Origin of the sequence: Sphingomonas sp., assembly GCF_036677245.1 — a bacterium.
GTDB lineage: Bacteria > Pseudomonadota > Alphaproteobacteria > Sphingomonadales > Sphingomonadaceae > Allosphingosinicella.
In genome coordinates this window covers 1-20,966 of record NZ_JAKFCG010000054.1, presented here as the reverse complement: position 1 = coordinate 20,966, position 20,966 = coordinate 1, and the positions used below count along the sequence as shown (strand labels likewise).

General features: G+C 66.4%; 17 protein-coding genes and 1 pseudogene. 5 read left to right on the top strand and 13 right to left on the bottom strand.

Annotated features, from left to right (window positions below; translation table 11 throughout):
• The 5 genes and pseudogenes from V6M48_RS06060 to V6M48_RS06040 form a co-directional block, all read right to left on the bottom strand.
• Nucleotides 1-200: pseudogene (locus tag V6M48_RS06060) on the bottom strand (right-handed parallel beta-helix repeat-containing protein); the annotation flags it as partial.
• 92 nt (nt 201-292) lie between these two features.
• Nucleotides 293-2,905 (bottom strand): methionine synthase, encoded by a 2,613-nt coding sequence (gene metH, locus V6M48_RS06055; RefSeq protein ID WP_332811631.1) that lies wholly within the window; start codon nt 2,903-2,905, stop codon nt 293-295.
• 11 nt (nt 2,906-2,916) lie between these two features.
• Nucleotides 2,917-3,963: a homocysteine S-methyltransferase family protein gene (locus tag V6M48_RS06050; protein ID WP_332811630.1), complete on the bottom strand. Its 1,047-nt coding sequence runs from the start codon at nt 3,961-3,963 to the stop codon at nt 2,917-2,919.
• Nucleotides 3,941-4,897 (bottom strand): methylenetetrahydrofolate reductase [NAD(P)H], encoded by a 957-nt coding sequence (gene metF / locus V6M48_RS06045; protein WP_332811629.1) that lies wholly within the window; start codon nt 4,895-4,897, stop codon nt 3,941-3,943. The genes V6M48_RS06050 and metF overlap by 23 nt, the downstream gene beginning before the upstream one ends.
• Nucleotides 4,894-5,847, bottom strand: a complete 954-nt coding sequence (locus tag V6M48_RS06040; protein ID WP_332811628.1) for an ArsR/SmtB family transcription factor — start codon at nt 5,845-5,847, stop codon at nt 4,894-4,896. The genes metF and V6M48_RS06040 overlap by 4 nt, the downstream gene beginning before the upstream one ends.
• Nucleotides 5,848-6,095: 248 nt before the next feature.
• On the opposite strand from V6M48_RS06040, the gene V6M48_RS06035 reads away from it, so the two are divergent.
• From V6M48_RS06035 to V6M48_RS06025, 3 genes are all read left to right on the top strand, one after another.
• On the top strand, nt 6,096-6,359 hold the full coding sequence (locus tag V6M48_RS06035; RefSeq protein ID WP_332811627.1) for a hypothetical protein: 264 nt from the start codon (nt 6,096-6,098) through the stop codon (nt 6,357-6,359).
• A 378-nt stretch (nt 6,360-6,737) separates the two neighbouring features.
• Complete coding sequence (locus tag V6M48_RS06030; RefSeq protein WP_332811626.1) at nt 6,738-7,355, top strand: class I SAM-dependent methyltransferase; 618 nt, start codon at nt 6,738-6,740, stop codon at nt 7,353-7,355.
• Nucleotides 7,356-7,464: 109 nt separating this feature from the next.
• Nucleotides 7,465-7,722, top strand: a complete 258-nt coding sequence (locus V6M48_RS06025) for a hypothetical protein (protein ID WP_332811625.1) — start codon at nt 7,465-7,467, stop codon at nt 7,720-7,722.
• A gap of 99 nt (nt 7,723-7,821) precedes the next feature.
• On the opposite strand, the gene groL is transcribed toward V6M48_RS06025, so the two are convergent.
• Nucleotides 7,822-9,468, bottom strand: coding sequence for a chaperonin GroEL (gene groL / locus V6M48_RS06020; RefSeq protein WP_332811624.1), 1,647 nt, complete (start codon nt 9,466-9,468; stop codon nt 7,822-7,824).
• Between the two features lie 42 nt (nt 9,469-9,510).
• Entirely contained in the window at nt 9,511-9,798 is a 288-nt protein-coding gene (gene groES, locus V6M48_RS06015; protein WP_332811623.1) for a co-chaperone GroES, read from the bottom strand.
• Between the two features lie 282 nt (nt 9,799-10,080).
• Between groES and sppA the strand changes: the two genes are divergently transcribed.
• Nucleotides 10,081-11,952: a signal peptide peptidase SppA gene (sppA, locus tag V6M48_RS06010; protein ID WP_332811622.1), complete on the top strand. Its 1,872-nt coding sequence runs from the start codon at nt 10,081-10,083 to the stop codon at nt 11,950-11,952.
• A complete protein-coding gene (locus tag V6M48_RS06005; protein WP_332811621.1) occupies nt 11,949-12,488 on the top strand; it encodes an arsinothricin resistance N-acetyltransferase ArsN1 family B in 540 nt (179 codons plus the stop codon). Before sppA ends, V6M48_RS06005 begins: the two co-directional genes overlap by 4 nt.
• 7 nt (nt 12,489-12,495) lie before the next feature.
• On the opposite strand, the gene V6M48_RS06000 is transcribed toward V6M48_RS06005, so the two are convergent.
• The 6 genes from V6M48_RS06000 to mdh all read right to left on the bottom strand — a co-directional run bounded on the left by V6M48_RS06000 (nt 12,496) and on the right by mdh (nt 20,959).
• Nucleotides 12,496-13,116, bottom strand: coding sequence for a trimeric intracellular cation channel family protein (locus V6M48_RS06000; protein ID WP_332811620.1), 621 nt, complete (start codon nt 13,114-13,116; stop codon nt 12,496-12,498).
• 198 nt (nt 13,117-13,314) lie between these two features.
• Nucleotides 13,315-14,709, bottom strand: coding sequence for a dihydrolipoyl dehydrogenase (lpdA, locus tag V6M48_RS05995; RefSeq protein ID WP_332811619.1), 1,395 nt, complete (start codon nt 14,707-14,709; stop codon nt 13,315-13,317).
• 113 nt (nt 14,710-14,822) lie between these two features.
• Nucleotides 14,823-16,136 carry a 2-oxoglutarate dehydrogenase complex dihydrolipoyllysine-residue succinyltransferase gene (gene odhB, locus V6M48_RS05990; RefSeq protein WP_332811618.1) on the bottom strand — a complete coding sequence of 438 codons (1,314 nt, stop codon included), beginning with the start codon at nt 16,134-16,136 and terminating at the stop codon, nt 14,823-14,825.
• 60 nt (nt 16,137-16,196) lie between these two features.
• Nucleotides 16,197-19,004, bottom strand: a complete 2,808-nt coding sequence (locus tag V6M48_RS05985; protein ID WP_332811617.1) for a 2-oxoglutarate dehydrogenase E1 component — start codon at nt 19,002-19,004, stop codon at nt 16,197-16,199.
• A gap of 66 nt (nt 19,005-19,070) precedes the next feature.
• Nucleotides 19,071-19,955 (bottom strand): succinate--CoA ligase subunit alpha, encoded by an 885-nt coding sequence (gene sucD / locus V6M48_RS05980; protein ID WP_332811616.1) that lies wholly within the window; start codon nt 19,953-19,955, stop codon nt 19,071-19,073.
• Between the two features lie 56 nt (nt 19,956-20,011).
• Entirely contained in the window at nt 20,012-20,959 is a 948-nt protein-coding gene (mdh, locus tag V6M48_RS05975) for a malate dehydrogenase (protein ID WP_332811632.1), read from the bottom strand.
• Nucleotides 20,960-20,966 lie beyond the last annotated feature (7 nt).

The window sequence follows — 20,966 nt, the reverse complement described above, 5'->3', positions numbered from 1 at the left end:
GCCTGCTGCACCGCGCATTGGCGATACTGGCCGGGCGCGATCATGATCGTCCCCGCCCCGCCGCCGATCGATCCGACCGCGTCCTGCAGCCGCGAGAAACCCTTGCCGCTCTCCTGGACGACGAACGGCTTTTGCGAATCCTGGGCGGGCGCCGCTGCCGCACTGGCGGCGATGACGAGTGTCGCGATCAGCTTCTTCATAGCAAAGCTCCTTCCGACCGGCGCCTGGCTGGGCGCGGTGTCAGCGCGGCACAATAGGCCGGCGGAGCGTCACAGATCGCAGGAAAAGGGGGTTAATCGAGGTTCGGACGAAGCCAGCGCTCGGCCTGTTCCAGACTGACACGCCGGCGCGCCGCATAGTTATCGAGCTGGTCGGGGCCGATCCGCGCCACCCCGAAATATTGGCTGTCGCGGTGCCCGAAGTAGAAACCGGAGACGGCCGAAGCGGGGAGCATCGCATAGCTGCCGGTCAGCTCGATCCCGGCGGGATGCCCGCCCGGGCCGCCGCCGAGCATGTCGAACAGGATCGGCTTCAGGCTGTGATCGGGGCAGGCCGGATAGCCCGGCGCCGGGCGGATGCCGCGATATTGCTCGCGGATCAGATCCTCGTTCGAAAGCTGCTCGTCGGCGGCATAGCCCCACAAGGTGGTCCGGACATGCTGGTGGAGCCGCTCGGCAAAGGCTTCGGCGAAGCGGTCGGCGAGCGCCTTGAGCAAGATGTCCGAATAATCGTCATGATCGGCCTTGAAGCGCGCGAGATGCGGCTCGAGGCCGTGGATCGCGACCGCGAAGCCGCCAATCGTATCCTCGTCGGGGGCGATGAAATCGGCAAGGCACATGTTCGCCCTGCCTTCGCGTTTCTTGACCTGCTGGCGCAGGAACGGGAGCCGCACCTCGTCGTTGCGCGGCACCGCGATCACGTCGTCGCCCTCCCGGCGGGCACGCCACAGCCCGGCGACGCCTTTCGCGGTCAGCCATTTCTCGGCGATGATCCGGTCGAGCATCGCCTGGGCATCGTCGAACAACGGCCGCGCGCTCTCTCCGACCACCGGATCGTCGAGCACCGCCGGATAGGTGCCGGCAAGCTCCCAGGCGCGGAAGAACGGGGTCCAGTCGATGCAAGCGCGAAGGTCCTCGAGCGGCCAATCGTCGAAATGATGCAGGCCGGGCTGCTTCGGCGCCGACGCCTTTCCTTCAGGATCGAACGGGAAGGCGTTGGCGCGCGCCTCCTCGAGGCTCGACAGCTCGTTCTGGCCCTTGCCGGCGCGCGTGTCGCGCACCGTGGCGTAATTCTGCTTGGTCTCGCTGACGAACTTGTCGCGCAACGTGTCGGAAACCAGAGTCGAGGCGACGCCGACCGCGCGGCTCGCGTCGAGCACATGGATGACCGGGCCCTCATAGGCCGGGTCGATGCGCAGCGCGGTATGGACCTTGCTCGTCGTCGCGCCGCCGATCAGCAGCGGCAGCCGAAACTGCGCGCGCTCCATCTCGGACGCGACCGTCACCATCTCGTCGAGCGACGGCGTGATCAGCCCCGACAGGCCGATCATGTCCGCCTGATTCTCGTTCGCGGCCTGCAAGATGTCCTGCCAGGGCACCATCACGCCGAGGTCGATCACGTCGAAGCCGTTGCATTGCAGGACGACGCCGACGATGTTCTTGCCGATGTCGTGGACGTCGCCCTTGACGGTCGCCATGACGATGCGGCCCTTGCCCTGGGTCGAACCGTTCTTCTCCTTCTCCGCCTCGATGAACGGGATGAGATGCGCCACCGCCTTCTTCATCACGCGCGCCGACTTGACGACCTGAGGCAGGAACATCTTGCCCGATCCGAACAGGTCGCCGACGACGTTCATGCCGTCCATCAGCGGCCCTTCGATCACGTGGATCGGCCGCTCGGCCTCCTGCCGCGCTTCCTCGGCATCGGCGACGACGAACGCGTCGATGCCCTTGACCAGCGCATGCTCGAGCCGCTTCGCGACCGGCCAGCCGCGCCATTCGGCGGCGGCTTTCTCCTGCGCCGCATCGGTGCCGCGGAAGCGCTCGGCGAGCGCGACCAGCCGCTCGGTGGCATCGTCGCGGCGGTCGAGGATCACATCCTCGCAGGCCTCGCGCAGCTCCGGGTCGATCGTGTCGTAGACGTCGAGCTGCCCGGCATTGACGATCGCCATGTCGAGCCCGGCCGGGATGGCATGGAAGAGGAACACCGAATGCATCGCGCGGCGCACTGGCTCGTTGCCGCGGAACGAGAAGCTGAGGTTCGACAGGCCGCCCGAGATGCGGGCGTGGGGGCAGCGCGCCTTGATCTCGCGCGTCGCCTCGAGGAAGTCGAGCGCGTAGCGGCGATGCTCGTCGATGCCGGTCGCGATCGCGAAGATGTTGGGATCGAAGATGATGTCCTCGGGCGGGAAGCCGTCCTCGACCAGCAGCCGGTAGGCGCGCTCGCAAATCTCGACCTTGCGCTCCTTGGTGTCGGCCTGGCCGACGGTGTCGAACGCCATCACCACCACCGCGGCGCCATAATCGCGGACCAGGCGGGCGTGGCGCAGGAACTCTTCCTCGCCTTCCTTCATGCTGATCGAATTGACGATCGGCTTGCCCGACACGCATTTGAGGCCGGCTTCGATCACGCTCCATTTCGAGCTGTCGATCATGAACGGCACCCGCGCGATGTCCGGCTCGGCGGCGATCAGCTTGAGGAACGTGGTCATCGCCGTCTCGGAATCGAGCAGGCCCTCGTCCATGTTGATGTCGATGATCTGCGCGCCATTATCGACCTGCTGGCGCGCGACCTCGACCGCCGCCGCATAATCGCCGGCCATGATCAGTTTCTTGAACATCGCCGAGCCGGTGACGTTGGTGCGCTCGCCGATATTGACGAAGCTGCCGCTCGCTAAAATGGTCATGTTTATGGCGTTCAGGCAGCGAGGATCATCGGTTCGATGCCGGCAAGCTGCATGCGCCGGGGAACCTGCGGAATCGCGCGAGGCGGAAAGCCGCGCACCGCGTCGGCAATCGCCTTGATATGCGCCGGCGTGGTGCCGCAGCAGCCGCCGACGATGTTGACGATGCCCTGCTCGGCCCATTGCCGCACCTGCGCGCCGGTCGCCTCGGGCCCCTCGTCATATTCGCCAAGGTCGTTGGGCAGGCCGGCGTTGGGATAGGCCATCACCAACGTGTCGGCGATGTTCGAAAGCGAGGCGACATGCGCGCGCAATTGCTCGGCGCCGAACGAGCAGTTGAGCCCGATCGACAGCGGCTTGGCGTGCCGCACCGAGGCCCAGAACGCCTCGATCGAATGGCCCGAGAGATTGCGGCCCGAAAGATCGGTGACCGTCATCGACAGCATCATCGGCAGCGGCCGCCCGATCCGGGCCTCGACGACGCGCGTGGCGTGCACCGCCGCCTTGGCGTTCAACGTGTCGAACACCGTCTCGATCAGGATGAAATCGACGCCGCCCTCGACCAGCGCCTCGATCTGCTCGACATAGACGTCGCTCACCCCGTCGAAATCGACCTCGCGATAGCCGGGATCGTTGACGTTGGGCGACAGCGACAGGGTCTTGTTGGTCGGCCCGAGCGCGCCGGCGACGTAGCGCTGTCGCCCGTCCTCGGCCTGATGCCGCTCCGCGACCTCGCGCACGATCGCAGCCGCCGCCAGATTGATGTCGCGGACGAGGTGCTCGGCGCCATAATCGGCCTGGCTGATGCGATTGGCGTTGAAGCTGTTGGTCGCGAGCACGTCCGCCCCGGCGGTCGCGAAATCGTCGACGATCGCCGAGATCAGATCGGGCCGGGTGATGTTGAGCAGATCGTTGTTGCCCTTCTGGTCGCGCGCGAGCTCGAGCCCGCCGCGATAATCGGCCTCGTTCAGGCGGCGCGTCTGGATCTGCGTCCCGAATGCGCCGTCCTTGATCAGGATGCGCTCGGCGGCCGCAGCCCTAAGCTGTTCGTCGATTCTCACTGGGGACCTCTTTGGGGCGCAGACCGAGCAGGTGGCAGATCGCGTAGGAAAGCTCGGCGCGATTCAACGTGTAGAAATGAAAGTGGCGGACGCCGCCGGCATAAAGCTGCCCGCAAAGCTCGGCCGCCACCGTCGCGGCGACGAGATGGCGCGCGGCGGGGAGATTGTCGAGCCCCTCGAACAGCCGGTCCATCCACGCCGGGATGCTCGCGCCGCACATGCCGGCGAACTTGCGCGTCTGGGCGACGTTCGACACCGGCAGGATGCCGGGCACGATCTCGGTCGCGATTCCCGCCGCCGCCGCTTCGTCCCGGAAGCGGAAGAAGCTGTCGGGCGAGAAGAAGAATTGGGTGATCGCACGGTCGGCACCGGCGTCGACCTTGGCCTTGAGATTGTCGAGATCAGCGGCCTTATCGGCCGAATCGGGATGGCATTCGGGATAAGCGGCGACCGAAATCTCGAACGGGGCGATCTTCTTCAGCCCTTCGACCAGCGCTGCGGCATTGGCATAGCCGCCCGGGTGCGGCTCGAAGGGGGTGCCGACCTCGGCCGCGTCGCCGCGCAGCGCGACGATATGGCGGATGCCGGCATCCCAATATTCGCGCGCGATGTCGTCGATCTCGCCCCGGCTCGCGCCGACGCAGGTGAGATGCGCGGCCGGCGCAAGCGAGGTTTCGCGGGCGATCCGCTCGACGGTGGCATGGGTTCGCGCGCGCGTCGATCCGCCCGCGCCGTAGGTGACCGAGACGAAGCGCGGCTGCAGCGGCTCGAGCGTCTCGACCGAAGCCCACAATGTCTCCTCCATCTTCTCGCTCTTGGGCGGGAAGAATTCGAACGACACGTCGATGTCGCCGGCGACATCCTCGAACAACGGCTTGGCAAGGCGTTCGATCGAGGGAGCGATCGAAGTGCCGATTGCGGCGCTGCTGCTCATGCCACCACCTTCAGCCGCGCTTCGCTCTGCTCGCCGGCCCAGATGGTGACGGTCAGCTCACCGCCCTGGAGATGCTCGACGACTCGTCCCTGCAGCCCGGCGGCCTCGAGCCACTTGAGCATCGCCTCGTCGGCGAAACCGAGACGAGCATGCGCGTCGCGCGCGCGCAGCTCCTCGCGGTCGTGCGGCGCGAAATCCACGATCAGCAGGCGCCCGCCGGGCGCGAGCAGGCGCGCCGCTTCGCTCACCGCCGCCGCCGGCTGCTGCGCATAATGGAGCACCTGGTGGATGATCACCGTGTCCGCCGATGCGGACGGCAGCGGCAAGGCGTACATGTCGCCCTGGCGAAGCTCGGCCTCGAGCCCGGCCTCGGCCAGCTTGGCGCGCGCGACCCTCAGCATGTCCGGCGAGCGATCGATCCCCAGCGCCTGCTCCGCATCGCGCCCGAACAACTCGATCATCCGCCCGGTGCCAGTGCCGATGTCGACCAGCCGCCCGACCGCCCGATCGGCAAGCGCGCGGGCGATCGCGGCCTCGACCTCGGCCTCGCCGACGTGGAGCGAGCGCAGCTCGTCCCAGTCGGCGGCGTGGCGCGCGAAATAACGCACCGCCGCGGCGGCACGATCGGCGCGTACCGCGGCCAGCCGCGCCGCGTCCGCGACCGTCCACGGATCCTCGCCGTAGCTCTCGGTCCAGCGATCGAGCAAGGCGAACAAAGGCGCGACCCGCCCGCTCTCGCCGACGCTGAGGAACACCCAGCTCCCCTCCTTGCGCCGCTCCGCGAGCCCGGCGTCGATCAATATCTTGACGTGGCGCGAGACTCTCGGCTGGCTCTGGCCGAGCACCTGGGCGAGTTCGCCGACCGAAAGCTCCATCGCGCGCAGCAGCGCGATGATGCGCAGGCGCGTCGGATCGGCAAGCGAACGGAAGGTCTCGGCAGCGTGAAACATCGACTTAAGGATATAAAGATATCTTTATATGCGTGCAATAGCCGAGAGGCCGCGCTTTTTTTGACTCGCGGAGCCGATCGCGCCCGTTAACGATGTTCCCTGTGGAAACAACGGCATGCCGCAGATTGACTACTAAATAGGTAGACATGCCGTTCCATGTCACGTAAATCAGGCCTTGCTGGAACGTTGCAGCAATGCTTCAACGCCTCGCCCAGCATTATTTAATGCTCCACTGAGGGGGTTTACCCATGAAGAAGATTGCTCTGACCATCGCCGCCGTTGCTTCGCTCGGCCTGACCGCCTGCGGCGGCAACGACGCTGCAACCGAAGCCAACACCACCGCCGTCGATCTGAACGCCACCGACGAAGCCGTCACCGACGTCAATGCGGCGACCGACGCCGCCGTCGACAATGCGCTCGACAACGCGGCTGCCGCTGCCGGCGAGGCTTCTGAAGCCGCCGACAACGCCGCCGAGAACGTTGCTGAGGCTGCCGACGCCGCCGCGCACTAATCGTCGCGATCAGCGAGACTAAAGGGTCGCGCGCCTCCGGGTGCGCGGCCTTTTTTCTTTTGGCGATGAGGTCGTTCGCAAACCCGATGCGTCATAGCGTGATTGCCGAAGCAGTCAGCGCGCACCGGCTCCCTCGCATTCTTGAAATTCATTACGACAGCGCGTGCTTGGTGGCCCATCGCATCCGTGAAGCCCGGGGTCCGGTTACTTCGGCGGCCCCAAACTTTGTGCTAAAGGTCAGGTCGTCATGGCTGATCGGCACAACACCCAGTCGACAAGTTCAAGGACACCGCTTGCAAGCTTGAGTGCCACGATGATGAGAAGCCTCAAAGAGCGCTGCGAAAGGCGGTGACGGTTAGCCGTTGGAGAAGCCAGAGCATGGCAAGTGAGCGTCAGGCCCATTGGCAGGGTGTTTACACCACGAAGGGTTCCGACGCCGTCAGCTGGTTCCAGCCCTCGCCAGAACCCTCCCTGCGGATGATGGACGCACTTGGCATCAAGGCCCCTGCGAGCCTGATAGATGTCGGCGGCGGCGCCTCCACCCTCGTCGACGAATTGGTCGCGCGAGGCTTCAAGGTCACCGTCCTGGACATTGCCGACGCCGCTTTGGCGATTTCTCGGGAGCGCCTAGGCGAGGCGGCCAAGGGGGTCGAGTGGCGGGTTGTGGACATCACGATCTGGCGGCCGGATCGGGTTTACGATGTCTGGCATGACCGCGCCGTGTTCCACTTCCTCACCGAGGCCGGGGACCGCGAGCGCTATATTGCCGCATTGAAGGCTGGCCTCGCTCCCGGCGGTGCCGCGATCTTTGCGACTTTCGCTGAGGACGGGCCAGAGCGGTGCAGCGGCCTGCCCGTGGTGCGCTATAGCGCCGATACGCTCGCCACCGAGCTTGGGCCAGATTTTGCGCTCGCCCACCACACACGCGAGACGCATTTGACGCCGTGGGGCTCAGAACAGTCATTCACTTGGGCCGGCTTCCGACGGGCCGCATAACTCCGGGTCTGTAAACGACGCCATCGCCTTTTCTTTGCCCGGTTTCGCGAAGCGGTTGAGCCTGCGCACGGCAGAGCATAGGTCTGGGCAGCGACAAGGGGAGACGACCATGAAACGCAGATGCGGGACGACGGGGATTATCGTTGCCATGGCCGCGCTGGCCGGCTGCGGCGGCGGCGACGAGGCCGGCGGCGTGAGCCGCGAGGAAGCGCAGCAGCTCAACGAGGCGGCAGAGATGCTCGATGCATCGCCTGACAGTCTGGTCGCCAGCGACGAGGCGATGCTCGGCAACGGCGATACTGCGGTCGCGAGCGAAGCAACGGCAAACGATGCCGCCAACTCGGCAACGGATGCCCCGGCGCAATAAGCCCGGCGGCATCGATGCCGAGCATGACATGAAAAGACGATATGAAAAAAGGCCGGGGATCGCTCCCCGGCCTTCTTTTCGTCAGCAATGAGCGTGGACTTAGAAGTCCATGCCGCCCATGCCGCCCATGCCGCCACCGCCGGGCATGCCCATCGCGGGCTTGTCCTCGGGAAGCTCGCTCACGGCGGCTTCGGTGGTGATCAGCAGGCCGGCGACCGAAGCCGCGTCCTGGAGCGCCGTGCGAACGACCTTGGTCGGGTCGATCACGCCGGCAGTGACCAGATTCTCATAGACTTCGGTCTGCGCGTTGAAGCCCATCGTCTGGTCTTCGCCGTCGATCAGCTTGCCGGCGACGACCGCGCCGTCATGGCCTGCATTCTCGGCGATCTGGCGGAGCGGCGCCTGGAGCGCACGGCGGACGATGTCGATGCCGCGCGTCTGGTCGTCGTTCTGGCCGGCGAGGCCCTGCAGCGCCTTGGTGGCGTAGAGCAGAGCGGTACCGCCGCCGGGAACGATGCCTTCCTCGACCGCGGCGCGGGTCGCATGAAGCGCGTCGTCGACGCGGTCCTTGCGCTCCTTGACCTCGACCTCGGACGAGCCGCCGACCTTGATCACGGCAACGCCGCCGGCGAGCTTGGCGAGACGCTCCTGGAGCTTCTCACGATCATAGTCGCTGGTGGTGTTCTCGATCTGCTGGCGGATCGCCTCGACCCGGCCCTTGATCGCGTCGGCATTGCCGGCGCCGTCGACGATCGTCGTATTGTCCTTGTCGATCGTGACCCGCTTCGCCTGGCCGAGCATATTGACCGTGACGGTCTCGAGCTTGATGCCGAGATCCTCGCTGATCATCTCACCGCCGGTCAGGATCGCGATGTCCTCGAGCATCGCCTTGCGGCGATCGCCGAAGCCCGGCGCCTTGACGGCCGCGACCTTGAGGCCGCCGCGCAGCTTGTTGACCACGAGGGTGGCGAGCGCCTCGCCCTCGATGTCCTCGGCGATGATCAGCAGCGGACGGCCCGACTGGACGACCGCCTCGAGAATCGGCAGCATCGCCTGGAGGTTCGACAGCTTCTTCTCGTGGATGAGGATGTAGGGGTCGCTGAGCTCGACCTGCATCTTCTCCGGGTTGGTGATGAAATAGGGGCTGAGATAGCCGCGGTCGAACTGCATGCCCTCGACGACGTCGAGCTCGAACTCGAGACCCTTGGCTTCCTCGACGGTGATCACGCCTTCCTTGCCGACCTTCTCCATCGCCTCGGCGATCTTCTCGCCGACGACGGTGTCGCCATTGGCCGAGATGATGCCGACCTGGGCGATCTCGTTAGAACCCGAAACCGGCTTGGAGCGCGCTTTCAGATCCTGGACGACCTTGATCACGGCGAGATCGATGCCGCGCTTGAGGTCCATCGGGTTCATGCCCGCGGCGACCGACTTCATGCCCTCGCGAACGATCGACTGGGCGAGGACGGTGGCGGTGGTGGTGCCGTCGCCGGCGAGATCGTTGGTCTTCGAGGCGACCTCGCGCAGCATCTGCGCGCCCATGTTCTCGAACTTGTCCTTAAGCTCGATTTCCTTGGCGACGGTGACGCCGTCCTTGGTGATGCGCGGTGCGCCGAACGATTTGTCGATCACCACGTTGCGGCCCTTGGGGCCAAGCGTCACCTTCACCGCATCGGCGAGGATGTCGACGCCGCGCAGGATCCGCTCACGGGCGTCACGCGAAAAGCGTACGTCTTTCGCTGCCATGATTATAACCTCTTCTTTCTGACTTTAATGGGAATGCCGGTTTCAGCCGACGATGCCGAGGATGTCGCTTTCCTTCATGATCAGAAGGTCTTCGCCATCGACGCGAACTTCCGTGCCCGACCATTTGCCGAACAGGATCCGGTCGCCTTCCTTGACGTCGAGCGGGGTGACCTTGCCGTCTTCCGCGCGCGCGCCGGCGCCGGCGGCGACAACTTCGCCCTCTTGCGGCTTTTCCTTGGCGGTATCCGGGATAATAATGCCGCCGGCCGTCTTCTCTTCGGCCTCTACGCGGCGTACGAGCACCCGGTCGTGGAGCGGACGAAACTTCATGCGCGTCACCTTCCATATTGATGCGACAGCCCGCGCTAGGTCTGGGAACTGATCGCTGAGTTGAACCTTGTTAGCACTCGTCCAGCGTGAGTGCTAAGTCGGGGATGTAGTCCTCGTTCATCGCGCGTCAAGCCTCGCGCGCATTTTTTCCGGTCCGTCGCTCCGTACCCGCCGCGTCAGCGGCACCAGGCAGGCGGCGCGAAAACCGCCGGACCACGGAGCCGTCGGAGATTTACAGCATCGCCCTGCTCCGTTAGCGCTTCCGCTTTAGCGAGGGTGACGATGCGGTTTGTCGGCAAGGTCTGGCGGTTCCTCGTTGGAGTGAAGGACGGGCTCGTCCTGCTCCTGATGATCTTGTTCTTCGGATCGCTCTATGTCGCGCTGTCCGCGGCTCCGACGATTGGGGCGGGTGAGCATGGCGCCTTGCTGCTCGATCTCGACGGCCCGATCGTCGAGGAACCCGCCACCGCCTCGCCGTTCGAGATCGTCAGCGGCGTCGCGCTGCCGCGCGAATATCGGCTGCGCGACGTCGTCAATGCGCTGCGGACCGCCGCGACCGATGACCGTGTCGAAGCGGTGGTGCTCGACCTCGACATCTTTTCGGGCGGCGGCCAGGTCGCTCTCTCGGACGTCGCCGCGGCGATGGACGTGGTGCGCCGCGCAAAGAAGCCGGTGCTCGCTTTTGCGAGCGGCTACACCGACGACAGCTATCAGCTGGCCGCGCACGCCAGCGAGATCTGGCTCGACCCGCTGGGGGCGGTCGCGATCACCGGGCCGGGCGGCGCCAGCCTCTATTTCAAAGGCCTGCTCGACAAGCTCGGCGTGACCGCCAACGTCTACAAGGTCGGCACCTACAAAGCGGCAACCGAGCCGTTCACGCGTAACGATATGTCCCCCGAAGCACGCGAATCGATCCAGGCGATCGCCACCGCTTTGTGGGACAATTGGCGAAACGAGGTCCAGCGCGCGCGCCCCAAGGCGAAGCTCGCCGCCTATATCGCCGATCCGGCAGCCTTGATCGCGCGCAGCGGCGGCGACATGGCCAAGGGTGCGCTCGCGGCGGGGTTGGTCGACCGCCTCGGCGACCGGACGGCCTTCGGCAGGAGAGTCGCCGAGATCGTCGGCAGCGACGATGACGACGTGCCCGGCAGCTTCAGGACATTGGGCCTGGGCGCCTGGACCCGCGAGAAACCCGCCGGCGATTTGGACGGCGAGATCGGCGTGCTCACCGTCGCCGGCGAGATCGTCGACGGCGATTCGGAGGCCGGGACCGCCGGCGCGGAGACGATCGCCAAGCTGCTTGCCAAGGGAGTCGACGAAAAGAATCTGAAGGCTCTGGTCGTTCGCGTCGATTCGCCCGGGGGCTCTGTGTTCGCTTCGGAGCGCATTCGCCGAGCGATCCTCGATGCCAAGGCGAGCGGGCTCCCGGTGGTCGTCTCGATGGGCTCGGTCGCAGCGAGCGGCGGCTATTGGATCGCGACGGCCGGCGATCAAGTCCTTGCCGAGCCGAGCACGATCACCGGCTCGATCGGCGTGTTCGGGATTATTCCCAGCTTCCAGGGGACGCTGACGAAGCTCGGCCTGGGTGCCGACGGCGTCAAGACCACGCCGCTCAGCGGCGAACCGGACTTGCTGCGCGGTCCCTCGCCCGAAGCGGGCCGCCTCATCCAGATGAGCGTCGAGCAGATCTACCGGCGCTTCCTCACTTTGGTCGCGGCGTCACGCAAGCTCCCCGTCCAGCGGATCGACGAAATCGGCCAGGGCCGGGTGTGGGATGGCGGAACGGCGCACCAGCTGGGGCTGGTCGACCGCTTCGGCTCGCTCGATCAGGCGATCGCGGAGGCCGCGCGCCGCGCCAGGCTCGATCCCGCCACGGCCAAGCCGGTGTTCCTCGACCGCGAGCCGTCGCTGTTCGCATCCTTGTTCGGCTCGGTCGACGAAGAAGAGGAGGACCAGCAGGCGCGCGACGTGTTCAGCAGGGTCGCCGCCCGATCCTCGCTGACGCTTGCGCGCGCCGTCACCGACGCCGAGCGGCTGGTTGCCGGCCCGGCGCTTCAGGCGCGCTGCCTGCAATGCCCGCCGTCGGCATCACGCCGCATCGGCGCCGCCAAGCGCGATCGACTGCAGGCCATGCTCGGGTTGCTGATGCCGTGATCCGCCTGCGTGCGGCGACGCCCAAGGATGCTGCCGCCATCGCTTCGATCTACGCGCCGTTCGTGACCGATAGCGCGATCTCGTTCGAGACCGAGCCACCCGACGCGGCAGGGATCGCTGCGCGCATTTGCACCGACAACGGCGTCTATCCGTGGTTCGTCGCGACCGAAGACGAAAGTGTCGTCGGTTATGCTTATGCGACCCGCTTCCGGGCGCGCGAGGCCTATCGCTTCACGGTCGAGACGAGCGTCTATGTCTCGCCGAGCGCGCAACGGCACGGGATCGCCTCCCTTCTCTACCGGCGGCTGCTCGACACGCTCGAAGCGCAGGGCTTCACCCAGGCGATCGCCGCGATCGGGCTCCCCAACGAGGCGAGCGTGGCGTTCCACGAAAAGCTCGGCTTCGAGGAGGCCGGCGTCTATCACAACATCGGCTACAAGCTCGGGCGCTGGCACGACGTCGGCCTGTGGCAGCGTCCGCTCGCCGCCCCGACAGTGCCGCCGCGCGAGCCGCGGCCGTTCGCCGGGCTAGAGTGAAGGTGCCTCAGCCCCGATAGATGGGCAGGCCCCAACCCTTGCGGATCGCCGCGCCGCGCAGCAGAAAGCCGGCCGATGCCGCGACGATCGCGGCCGGCAACCCCGGCACGCCGGCCAGCAGCAGCCCGACCATCAGCGCCGACGCCAGCGCGGCGGCCGTGACGTAGAGCTCCGGCCGCATCAGGATCGACGGCTCGCCGGCGAGGACATCGCGGATGATCCCGCCGAGGCACGAGGTGAGCACGCCCAGCGCGAAGGCGGGGATCGGCGCCACGCCAAAAGCGAGCGCCTTGGCGGCACCGAATGTCGCATAAGCGGCGAGGCCGGCGGCATCGAGCCAAAGCAGCGCGCCTCCGCTCCACAGCCGCGCCGGAGTCAGCCAGACCGCCAGCGCCGCGCCAAGGCAGATCAGGATCGGCGCGTTCTCGAACACCCAGAACACCGGCGCCCCGATCAGGAGGTCGCGCGCGGTGCCCCCGCCGACTGCGGTCACGACGGCAAAGAAGATGAAGGTGACCAAAGTCTGCCTTTTGGCCGCAGCCACCACCGCCCCCGACAGCGCGAACACCGCGAGCCCGACCAGATCCATCCACTCGAGCAAAGGGACGATGTTGAACGGAGCGGCCATCTCGCTTGCTTATCCACTTGCGGGACGCCTGCAAAACTCCGTTCGCGATTCCTCCCCTGCATTTGCAGGGGAGGGGGACCACCCGCAGGGTGGTGGAGGGGCATTTCGTGAAGGGCGCCCCTCCACCGCTACGCGGTCCCCCTCCCCCAGAAAACAAGGGAGGATTCGTTCAATCCCTCCCGCAAACGGGAGGGAAGACTAGATATGGATCGGCTTGCCGGTCACCGCCATCGCCGCTTCCTTGATCGCCTCGCTGTGGGTCGGATGCGCGTGGCAGGTGTAGGCGATGTCTTCCGAGGTCGCGCCGAACTCCATCGCCTGCGCCGCCTGGGCGATCATCGTGCCGGCAAGCGAGGAGATGATGTGGACGCCGAGCACCCGGTCGTTGCGCGCATCGGCGACGATCTTGACGAAGCCTTCGGTGTCGCGGTTGGTCTTGGCCCTGCTGTTGGCGAGGAACGGGAACTTGCCGACCTTGATCTCGCCCCTCTCGCGCGCCTCTTCCTCGGTCAGGCCGACGGAGGCGATCTCGGGATGCGTGTAGACCACCGCCGGGATGACGGCGTGATTGACGATGCCGGTGAGGCCGGCGATGTTCTCGGCGACCGCGACGCCCTCGTCCTCCGCCTTGTGCGCGAGCATCGGCCCCGGCGTCACGTCACCGATCGCCCATATACCGGAGACCGGGGTGGCAAAGCGCTGATCGACCTCGATCTGGCCGCGCTTGTTGGTGGCGAGGCCCGCCGCGTCTAGGCCCAGCCCTGCGGTGTTCGGCCGACGGCCGATCGAGACCAGCACTCTATCCGCCTCGAGCGCCTCCGCCGCCCCACCCGCGGCGGGCTCGAGCGTCAGGCTCACGCCCTTCGCGGAGACCTTGGCACCAGTGACCTTGGTCGACGTGCGGATCTCCAGACCCTGCTTGGCGAACAATTTGCGCGCTTCGCTGCGCACCTCGCCGTCCATGCCCGGAAAGATCTCGTCGAGATACTCGACGACGGTGACCTTCGCGCCGAGCCGCCGCCAGACCGAGCCGAGCTCGAGCCCGATCACGCCGCCGCCGATCACGACGAGATGCTTGGGCACCTCCGGAAATGCCAGCGCGCCGGTCGAATCGACGATCCGCTCCTGGTCGATCTCGACACCAGGCAACGGCGTGACCGACGAGCCGGTGGCGATGACGATGTTGGCGGCGGTGACCGGCTTGCCGCCGACCTCGACCCGATCGGCGCCGGTGAAGCGCGCCTCGCCCTTCAGCCAATCCACCTTGTTCTTCTTGAACAGGAAGGCGATGCCGCCGGTCAGCTCCTTGACCGCCTTGGCCTTCTCGGCCTGCATCGCCTCGAGGTCGAGCTCGACCTTGCCGAGCTTGACGCCGAATTTCGCGAGCGTGCCGCTGCTCGCCTCCGCATAAAGCTCCGAGGCGTGGAGCAGCGCCTTCGACGGGATGCAGCCGACGTTGAGGCAGGTGCCGCCGAGCGTCTCGCGGCTTTCGACGCAGGCGGTGCGAAGCCCCAGCTGGGCCGCGCGGATCGCCGCGACATAGCCGCCTGGGCCGGCGCCGATCACCAGCACGTCATAATCAAAGTCCGCCATCCTGCGCTCGCTCCTTACCGTTCGTGCTGCGCCTGTCGAAGCGCCTTACTTACTTTGTCCCGATCGGAAGAAGAGTGGCTTTCGGCAGGCTCGCGCCGAACGGGTCGAGGCTATTAGAGGTCGATCAGCAACCGCGTCGGATCCTCGATCGCTTCCTTGACCCGCACCAGGAAGGTGACCGCCTCGCGGCCGTCCACCAGGCGGTGGTCGTAGGAGAGCGCGAGATACATCATCGGCCGCGCGACGATCGCGCCGTCGCGGACCACCGGCCGCTCCTCGATGCGGTGCATGCCGAGCACCGCCGACTGCGGCGGGTTGATGATCGGCGTCGAAAGCAAAGATCCGAAGATGCCGCCGTTGGAGATGGTGAAGGTGCCGCCCTTCATGTCGTCCATCGTCAAGGTCCCGTCGCGCGCGCGCCTGCCGAAATCGGCGATCGTCTGCTCGATCTGCGCGAACGAGAGGCGTTCGGCGTTGCGGATCACCGGGACGACGAGCCCGTTGGGGCCGGAGACCGCCACCGAGACATCGACATAATCGTGGTAGACGATCTCGTCGCCTTCGAGATAGGCGTTGACCGCGGGCACGTCGCGCGCGGCGAGGCACGCCGCCTTCACGAAGAAGCCCATGAAGCCGAGCTTGATGCCGTGCTTCTTCTCGAACAGATCCTTGTACTTGGCGCGCGCCTCGATGACTCCACTCATGTCGACGTCGTTGAACGTGGTCAGCAAAGCCGCCGTGTTCTGCGCCTCCTTGAGACGCGTCGCGATCGTCCGGCGAAGGCGCGTCATCCGCACCCGCTCCTCGCGACGCTCACCGCCTGGCGCCGCGACGGCCGCGGAAGCGGCGGCCGGAGCTGCAGGCGGCGGGGCTTGAGCCGCGGCAGCAGGCTGCTGAAGCGCTGCCGGCTTGCCCGGTTGCGCAGCGGCGGCAAGCACGTCGTCCTTGGTCAGGCGGCCGTCCTTACCGGTGCCCTTGATCTGCGACGGGTCGAGGCCGTGCTCGAGCACCAGCCGGCGCACCGCCGGCGACAAGGTGAGCGGCGCATCGCCGTGATATTCGGCTTCGTCGTCGGTCGGCTCGGGCGCGTGGGGGGCGTGCGGGGCGGTCTTGACCGCGGGAGTCTCGCCGGGGCCGGCGGGATTGACCGGGCTCGCCTCGACCGCGGCCGCGGCGGCTCCGGCCACCTGGTCGGTCTCGACCCGCGCGATCACCGCGCCGACCGCGACCGTGTCGCCTTCGCCGACCAGCTGCTGGCCCATCACGCCGGCGACCGGCGAGGGCACCTCGACCGCGACCTTGTCGGTCTCGAGGCTGGCGACCGGCTCGTCGGCCTTGACCGGATCCCCCGGCTTCTTGAGCCACTGGCCGAGCGTCGCTTCGGTGATCGATTCCCCCAGCGGCGGGACGGTTACGTCAATCGGCATTTCTCTTCCTTCTTGCGAGCGTCCGCCCGATCGGACGGACCAGCGCGCTTCCCTATTTGCCTATCCGGCTTTTCGCTGCGGCGCCGCTTCGCTCTTGTGGCCGAGCGCGCTGGCGATCAGCGCCGTCTGTTCCGCCGCGTGCCGTTTGGCGAGGCCCGTCGCCGGCGAGGCGGAAGCGCCCCGGCCCGCATAGCAGGCGCGCCGCGGAGCGACACCGGCCTCGGCCAGGCATTGCTCGATGAACGGCTCGACGAAGAACCAGCCGCCGTTGTTCCGCGGCTCCTCCTGCGCCCACACCACCTCTTCGAGGTTGGTCATGCGCTTGAGCCGGACCACCAGCGGCTCCGACGGGAACGGGTAGAGCTGCTCGACCCGCACGATCGCCGTGTTGCGATCGCCCGCCTTGTCGCGCGCTTCGATCAGGTCGTAGGCGACCTTGCCCGAGCAAAGCACCAGCCGCCTCACGTCCGCGTCGGCCGGCGCCGACGGATCCGAAAGGATGCGCATGAAATGGCTCTCGCCGCTGAAGTCTTCCAGGGTCGAGACGGCCATCTTGTGGCGCAGCAGCGACTTGGGCGTGACGATCACCAGCGGCTTGCGGAAATCGCGGTGCATCTGGCGCCGCAGGATGTGAAAGTAATTGGCCGGGGTCGTGCAATTGGCGACCTGCAGATTATCCTCGGCGCAAAGCTGGAGGAAACGCTCGAGCCGCGCCGAGCTATGCTCCGGCCCCTGGCCTTCATAGCCGTGCGGGAGCAGCATCACGAGCCCGCTCGCGCGCAGCCACTTGGCTTCGCCCGAGGCGATGAACTGATCGATGATCACCTGTGCGCCGTTGGCGAAATCGCCGAACTGCGCCTCCCACAGCGCCAGGGTGCGCGGATCGGCAAGCGAATAGCCGTATTCGAAGCCGAGCACGCCGAACTCCGAAAGCGGCGAATCGCGCACCTCGAAGCGGCCGCCCTCGATCCTGGTCAGCGGGATATATTTGGTGCCCCTGGTCTGATCGACCCAGACCGAGTGGCGGTGGCTGAACGTGCCGCGGCCGCTGTCCTGGCCCGAAAGCCGGACGTCATACTCCTCGTCGATCAAGGTGCCGAACGCGAGCGCCTCGGCCGTCGCCCAGTCGAAGCCCTCGCCGGTGCGGAACATCTCGCGCTTCGCCTCGATGATCCGGGCGAGCGTCTTGTGGACGTCCAGCCCCTCGGGGATCGTCGTCAGGGTCTCGCCGATCGCGCACAACTTGGCTTTGTCGACCGCGGTCGAGGTGTTGCGCCGCTCGGTCTCGGGCGTGCCGGGCTTGCCGAGACCCGACCAGCGGCCCTCGAACCAGTCGGCCTTGTTGGGCAGATAGGATTTGGCGGCCTCGAACTCGCCTTCGAGCAATGCGGTGAACTCCGCGACCTGCGATTCGAGCCAGTTCGCGTCGATCACCTTCTCGCCGATCAGCCGCTGGCTGTAGATTTCGGAGATCGGCGGATGCTGGCGGATCGCCGCATACATCAATGGCTGGGTGAAGCTCGGTTCGTCGCCCTCATTGTGGCCGAAGCGGCGGTAGCACCACATGTCGATGACGATGTCGCGCTTGAACTGCTGGCGATATTCGATCGCGATCTTGCAGGCGAAAGTCACCGCCTCCGGATCGTCGCCATTGACGTGGAGGATCGGCGCTTGGACCGACTTGGCGATATCCGAGGGATAGGGCGACGAGCGCGCGAACTGCGGCGAGGTGGTGAAGCCGACCTGGTTGTTGATCACGAAATGGATCGTGCCGCCGGTGCCGTAGCCGGGGAGCCCCGAGAAGCCGAAGCATTCGGCGACAATGCCCTGGCCGGCGAAAGCGGCGTCGCCATGCAGCAGCACGGGCAGCACCTGGGTGCCTTCGCGGTCGTCGCGCGCGGTCTGGATCGCGCGCACCTTGCCGAGCACGACCGGATCGACCGCCTCGAGATGGCTCGGGTTGGCGACCAGCGACATGTGGACCTGGATGCCGTCGAACTCGCGGTCCGAGGATGTGCCGAGATGGTATTTGACGTCGCCCGATCCGCCGACGTCCTCGGGGTTGGCGGCGCCGCCGGCGAACTCGCTGAAGATCGCGCGGTAGGGCTTGCCCATCACGTTGGAGAGGACGTTGAGGCGCCCGCGGTGGGCCATGCCGATGACGATCTCGCGGACGCCCAGCTGGCCGCCATATTTGATCACGCTCTCGAGCGCGGGCACCATCGATTCGCCGCCGTCGAGGCCGAAGCGCTTGGTGCCGACATATTTGCGCGCGAGGAAGCGCTCCCACTGCTCGGCCTCGATGACCTTGTGGAGGATCGCCTGCTTGCCCTCGGGCGTGAAATGGATCTCGGCGTCGCGGCCTTCCATCCGTTCCTGCAGGAAGCGCCGCTCATCGAGATCGTTGATGTGCATATATTCGAGGCCGACGTGGCCGCAATAATTGGCGCGCAGCACCGCGACGATCTCGCGCACCGTCGCCGATTCGAAACCAAGCGCACCGCCGAGGTAGACCGGCCGGTCGAGCGCGTCGCCTGAGAAGCCGTGGAATTCAGGCGTGAGATCGGCGGGCAGCTCGCGGCGGGCGAGGCCGAGCGGATCGAGATTGGCGGCGAGATGGCCGCGCACGCGATAGGTGCGGATCAGCATCATCGCGCGGATCGCATCGTCGGCGGCCTGCTTGACGTCGGCGTCGGACTTGCCGGCCGCGCGCGCCCCGTCTTTCGCCTTGGCCGCGACCGCCTCGATCGTCATTTGCGTCGGATCGAGGCCGCTGTTGAGATCGTCCAGCTCGGCTGGCGGCCAGTCCCGCCTCGCCCAGCTCGGGCCTTGTTCCACTTGTTGCTCGCCGAACATGTCCACGTTCATCGCCTTATGTGATGCGCGCGTCTAACGCGCGGATCCTTAGCTTTTCCTCAAGCCTCCGAAAGATGATCAGGCTTTCAGAAGGCTGGTCAGGGTAGTGCCGAGCTCAGATGGGCTCGGCGAGACCCGAATTCCAGCGGCTTCCATCGCCGCGATCTTGTCCTCGGCGCCGCCCTTGCCGCCCGACACGATCGCGCCGGCGTGGCCCATGCGCCGTCCCGGGGGCGCGGTGAGGCCGGCGATGAAGCCGACGGTCGGCTTGGAGCGGCCCTTCTTCGCCTCGTCGGCGAGGAATTGCGCGGCTTCCTCCTCCGCCGAGCCGCCGATCTCGCCGATCATGATGATCGACTTGGTCTCGTCGTCGGCCAGGAACAGCTCGAGCATGTCGATGAAGTTGGTGCCGTTGACCGGATCGCCGCCGATGCCGACCGCGGTGGTCTGGCCGAGGCCCTCGTTGCTGGTCTGGAACACCGCTTCGTAGGTCAGGGTGCCCGAGCGGCTGACGATGCCGACCGAGCCCTTGCGGAAGATGTTGCCCGGCATGATGCCGATCTTGCACTCGTTCGGCGTCAGCACGCCAGGGCAGTTCGGGCCGATCAGCCGCGACTTCGAACCGGACAGCGCGCGTTTCACCTTGACCATGTCGAGCACCGGAACGCCTTCGGTGATCGCGACGATCAGCGGCACTTCGGCGTCGATCGCCTCGAGGATCGAATCGGCGGCGAAGGGCGGCGGCACATAGACGACGCTGGCGGTGGCGCCGGTCGCCGCGACCGCTTCGTGAACGGTGTTGAACACCGGCAGGCCGATATGCTCGGTGCCGCCTTTGCCCGGCGTGACGCCGCCGACCATCTTCGTGCCATAGGCCAGCGCCTGCTGCGTATGGAACGTGCCGGTCTCCCCCGTCATTCCCTGGGTGATGACCTTGGTATTCTTATCGACCAATATCGACATTCACATGCTCCAGACTTCGCCCCAAAGGAGCGGATCAGCGTGCCGCGGCAGCGCCTTTATTTCAGGCTTTCGTCGATGCCCTTGCAGGCGACGAGCAGCTCTTTGACCGCATCGACCGAGAGATCGAAATTGGCGCGCGCGGTGGTATCGAGCTCGATCTCGACGATCCGCTCGACGCCGCCGGCGCCGATCACCACAGGCACGCCGACATAGAGATCGTCGACGCCATATTGGCCGGCGAGGTGCGCGGCGGCCGGGAGCACGCGCTTTTTGTCCTTGAGATAGCTTTCCGCCATCATGATCGCGCTGGTCGCCGGCGCGTAGAAAGCGGAGCCGGTCTTGAGCAGTCCGACGATCTCGCCGCCGCCCGAGCGGGTGCGCTGGACGATCGCGTCGATCTTCTCCTGCGTCGACCACCCCATCTTGATCAGGTCGGGGATCGGAATGCCCGCGACGGTCGAATAAGCGGGCACCGGCACCATCGTGTCGCCGTGGCCGCCGAGCACGAACGCGGTGACGTCCTCGACCGAGACCTTGAATTCCTCGGCGAGGAAATGGCGGAAGCGGGCGCTGTCGAGCACGCCGGCCATTCCGACCACCTTGTTGTGCGGCAGGCCGGAGAATTCACGAAGCGCCCAGACCATCGCGTCGAGCGGGTTGGTGATGCAGATCACGAAGCTGTCGGGCGCGTGCGCCTTGAGGCCCTCGCCGACCGACTTCATCACCTTCAAATTGATGCCGAGCAGATCGTCGCGGCTCATGCCGGGCTTGCGCGGCACGCCCGCCGTGACGATGCACACGTCGGCGCCGGCAATGTCGGCATAGTCGTTGGTGCCCTTGAGCTGCACGTCGAAGCCGTCGACCGGCCCCGCCTGCGCAAGGTCGAGTGCCTTGCCTTGGGGAATGCCTTCGGCGATGTCGAACAGGACGATATCGCCCATCTCCCTCATCGCGGCGAGATGCGCGAGCGTCCCCCCGATCATGCCTGCGCCAATGAGGGCGATTTTCTTC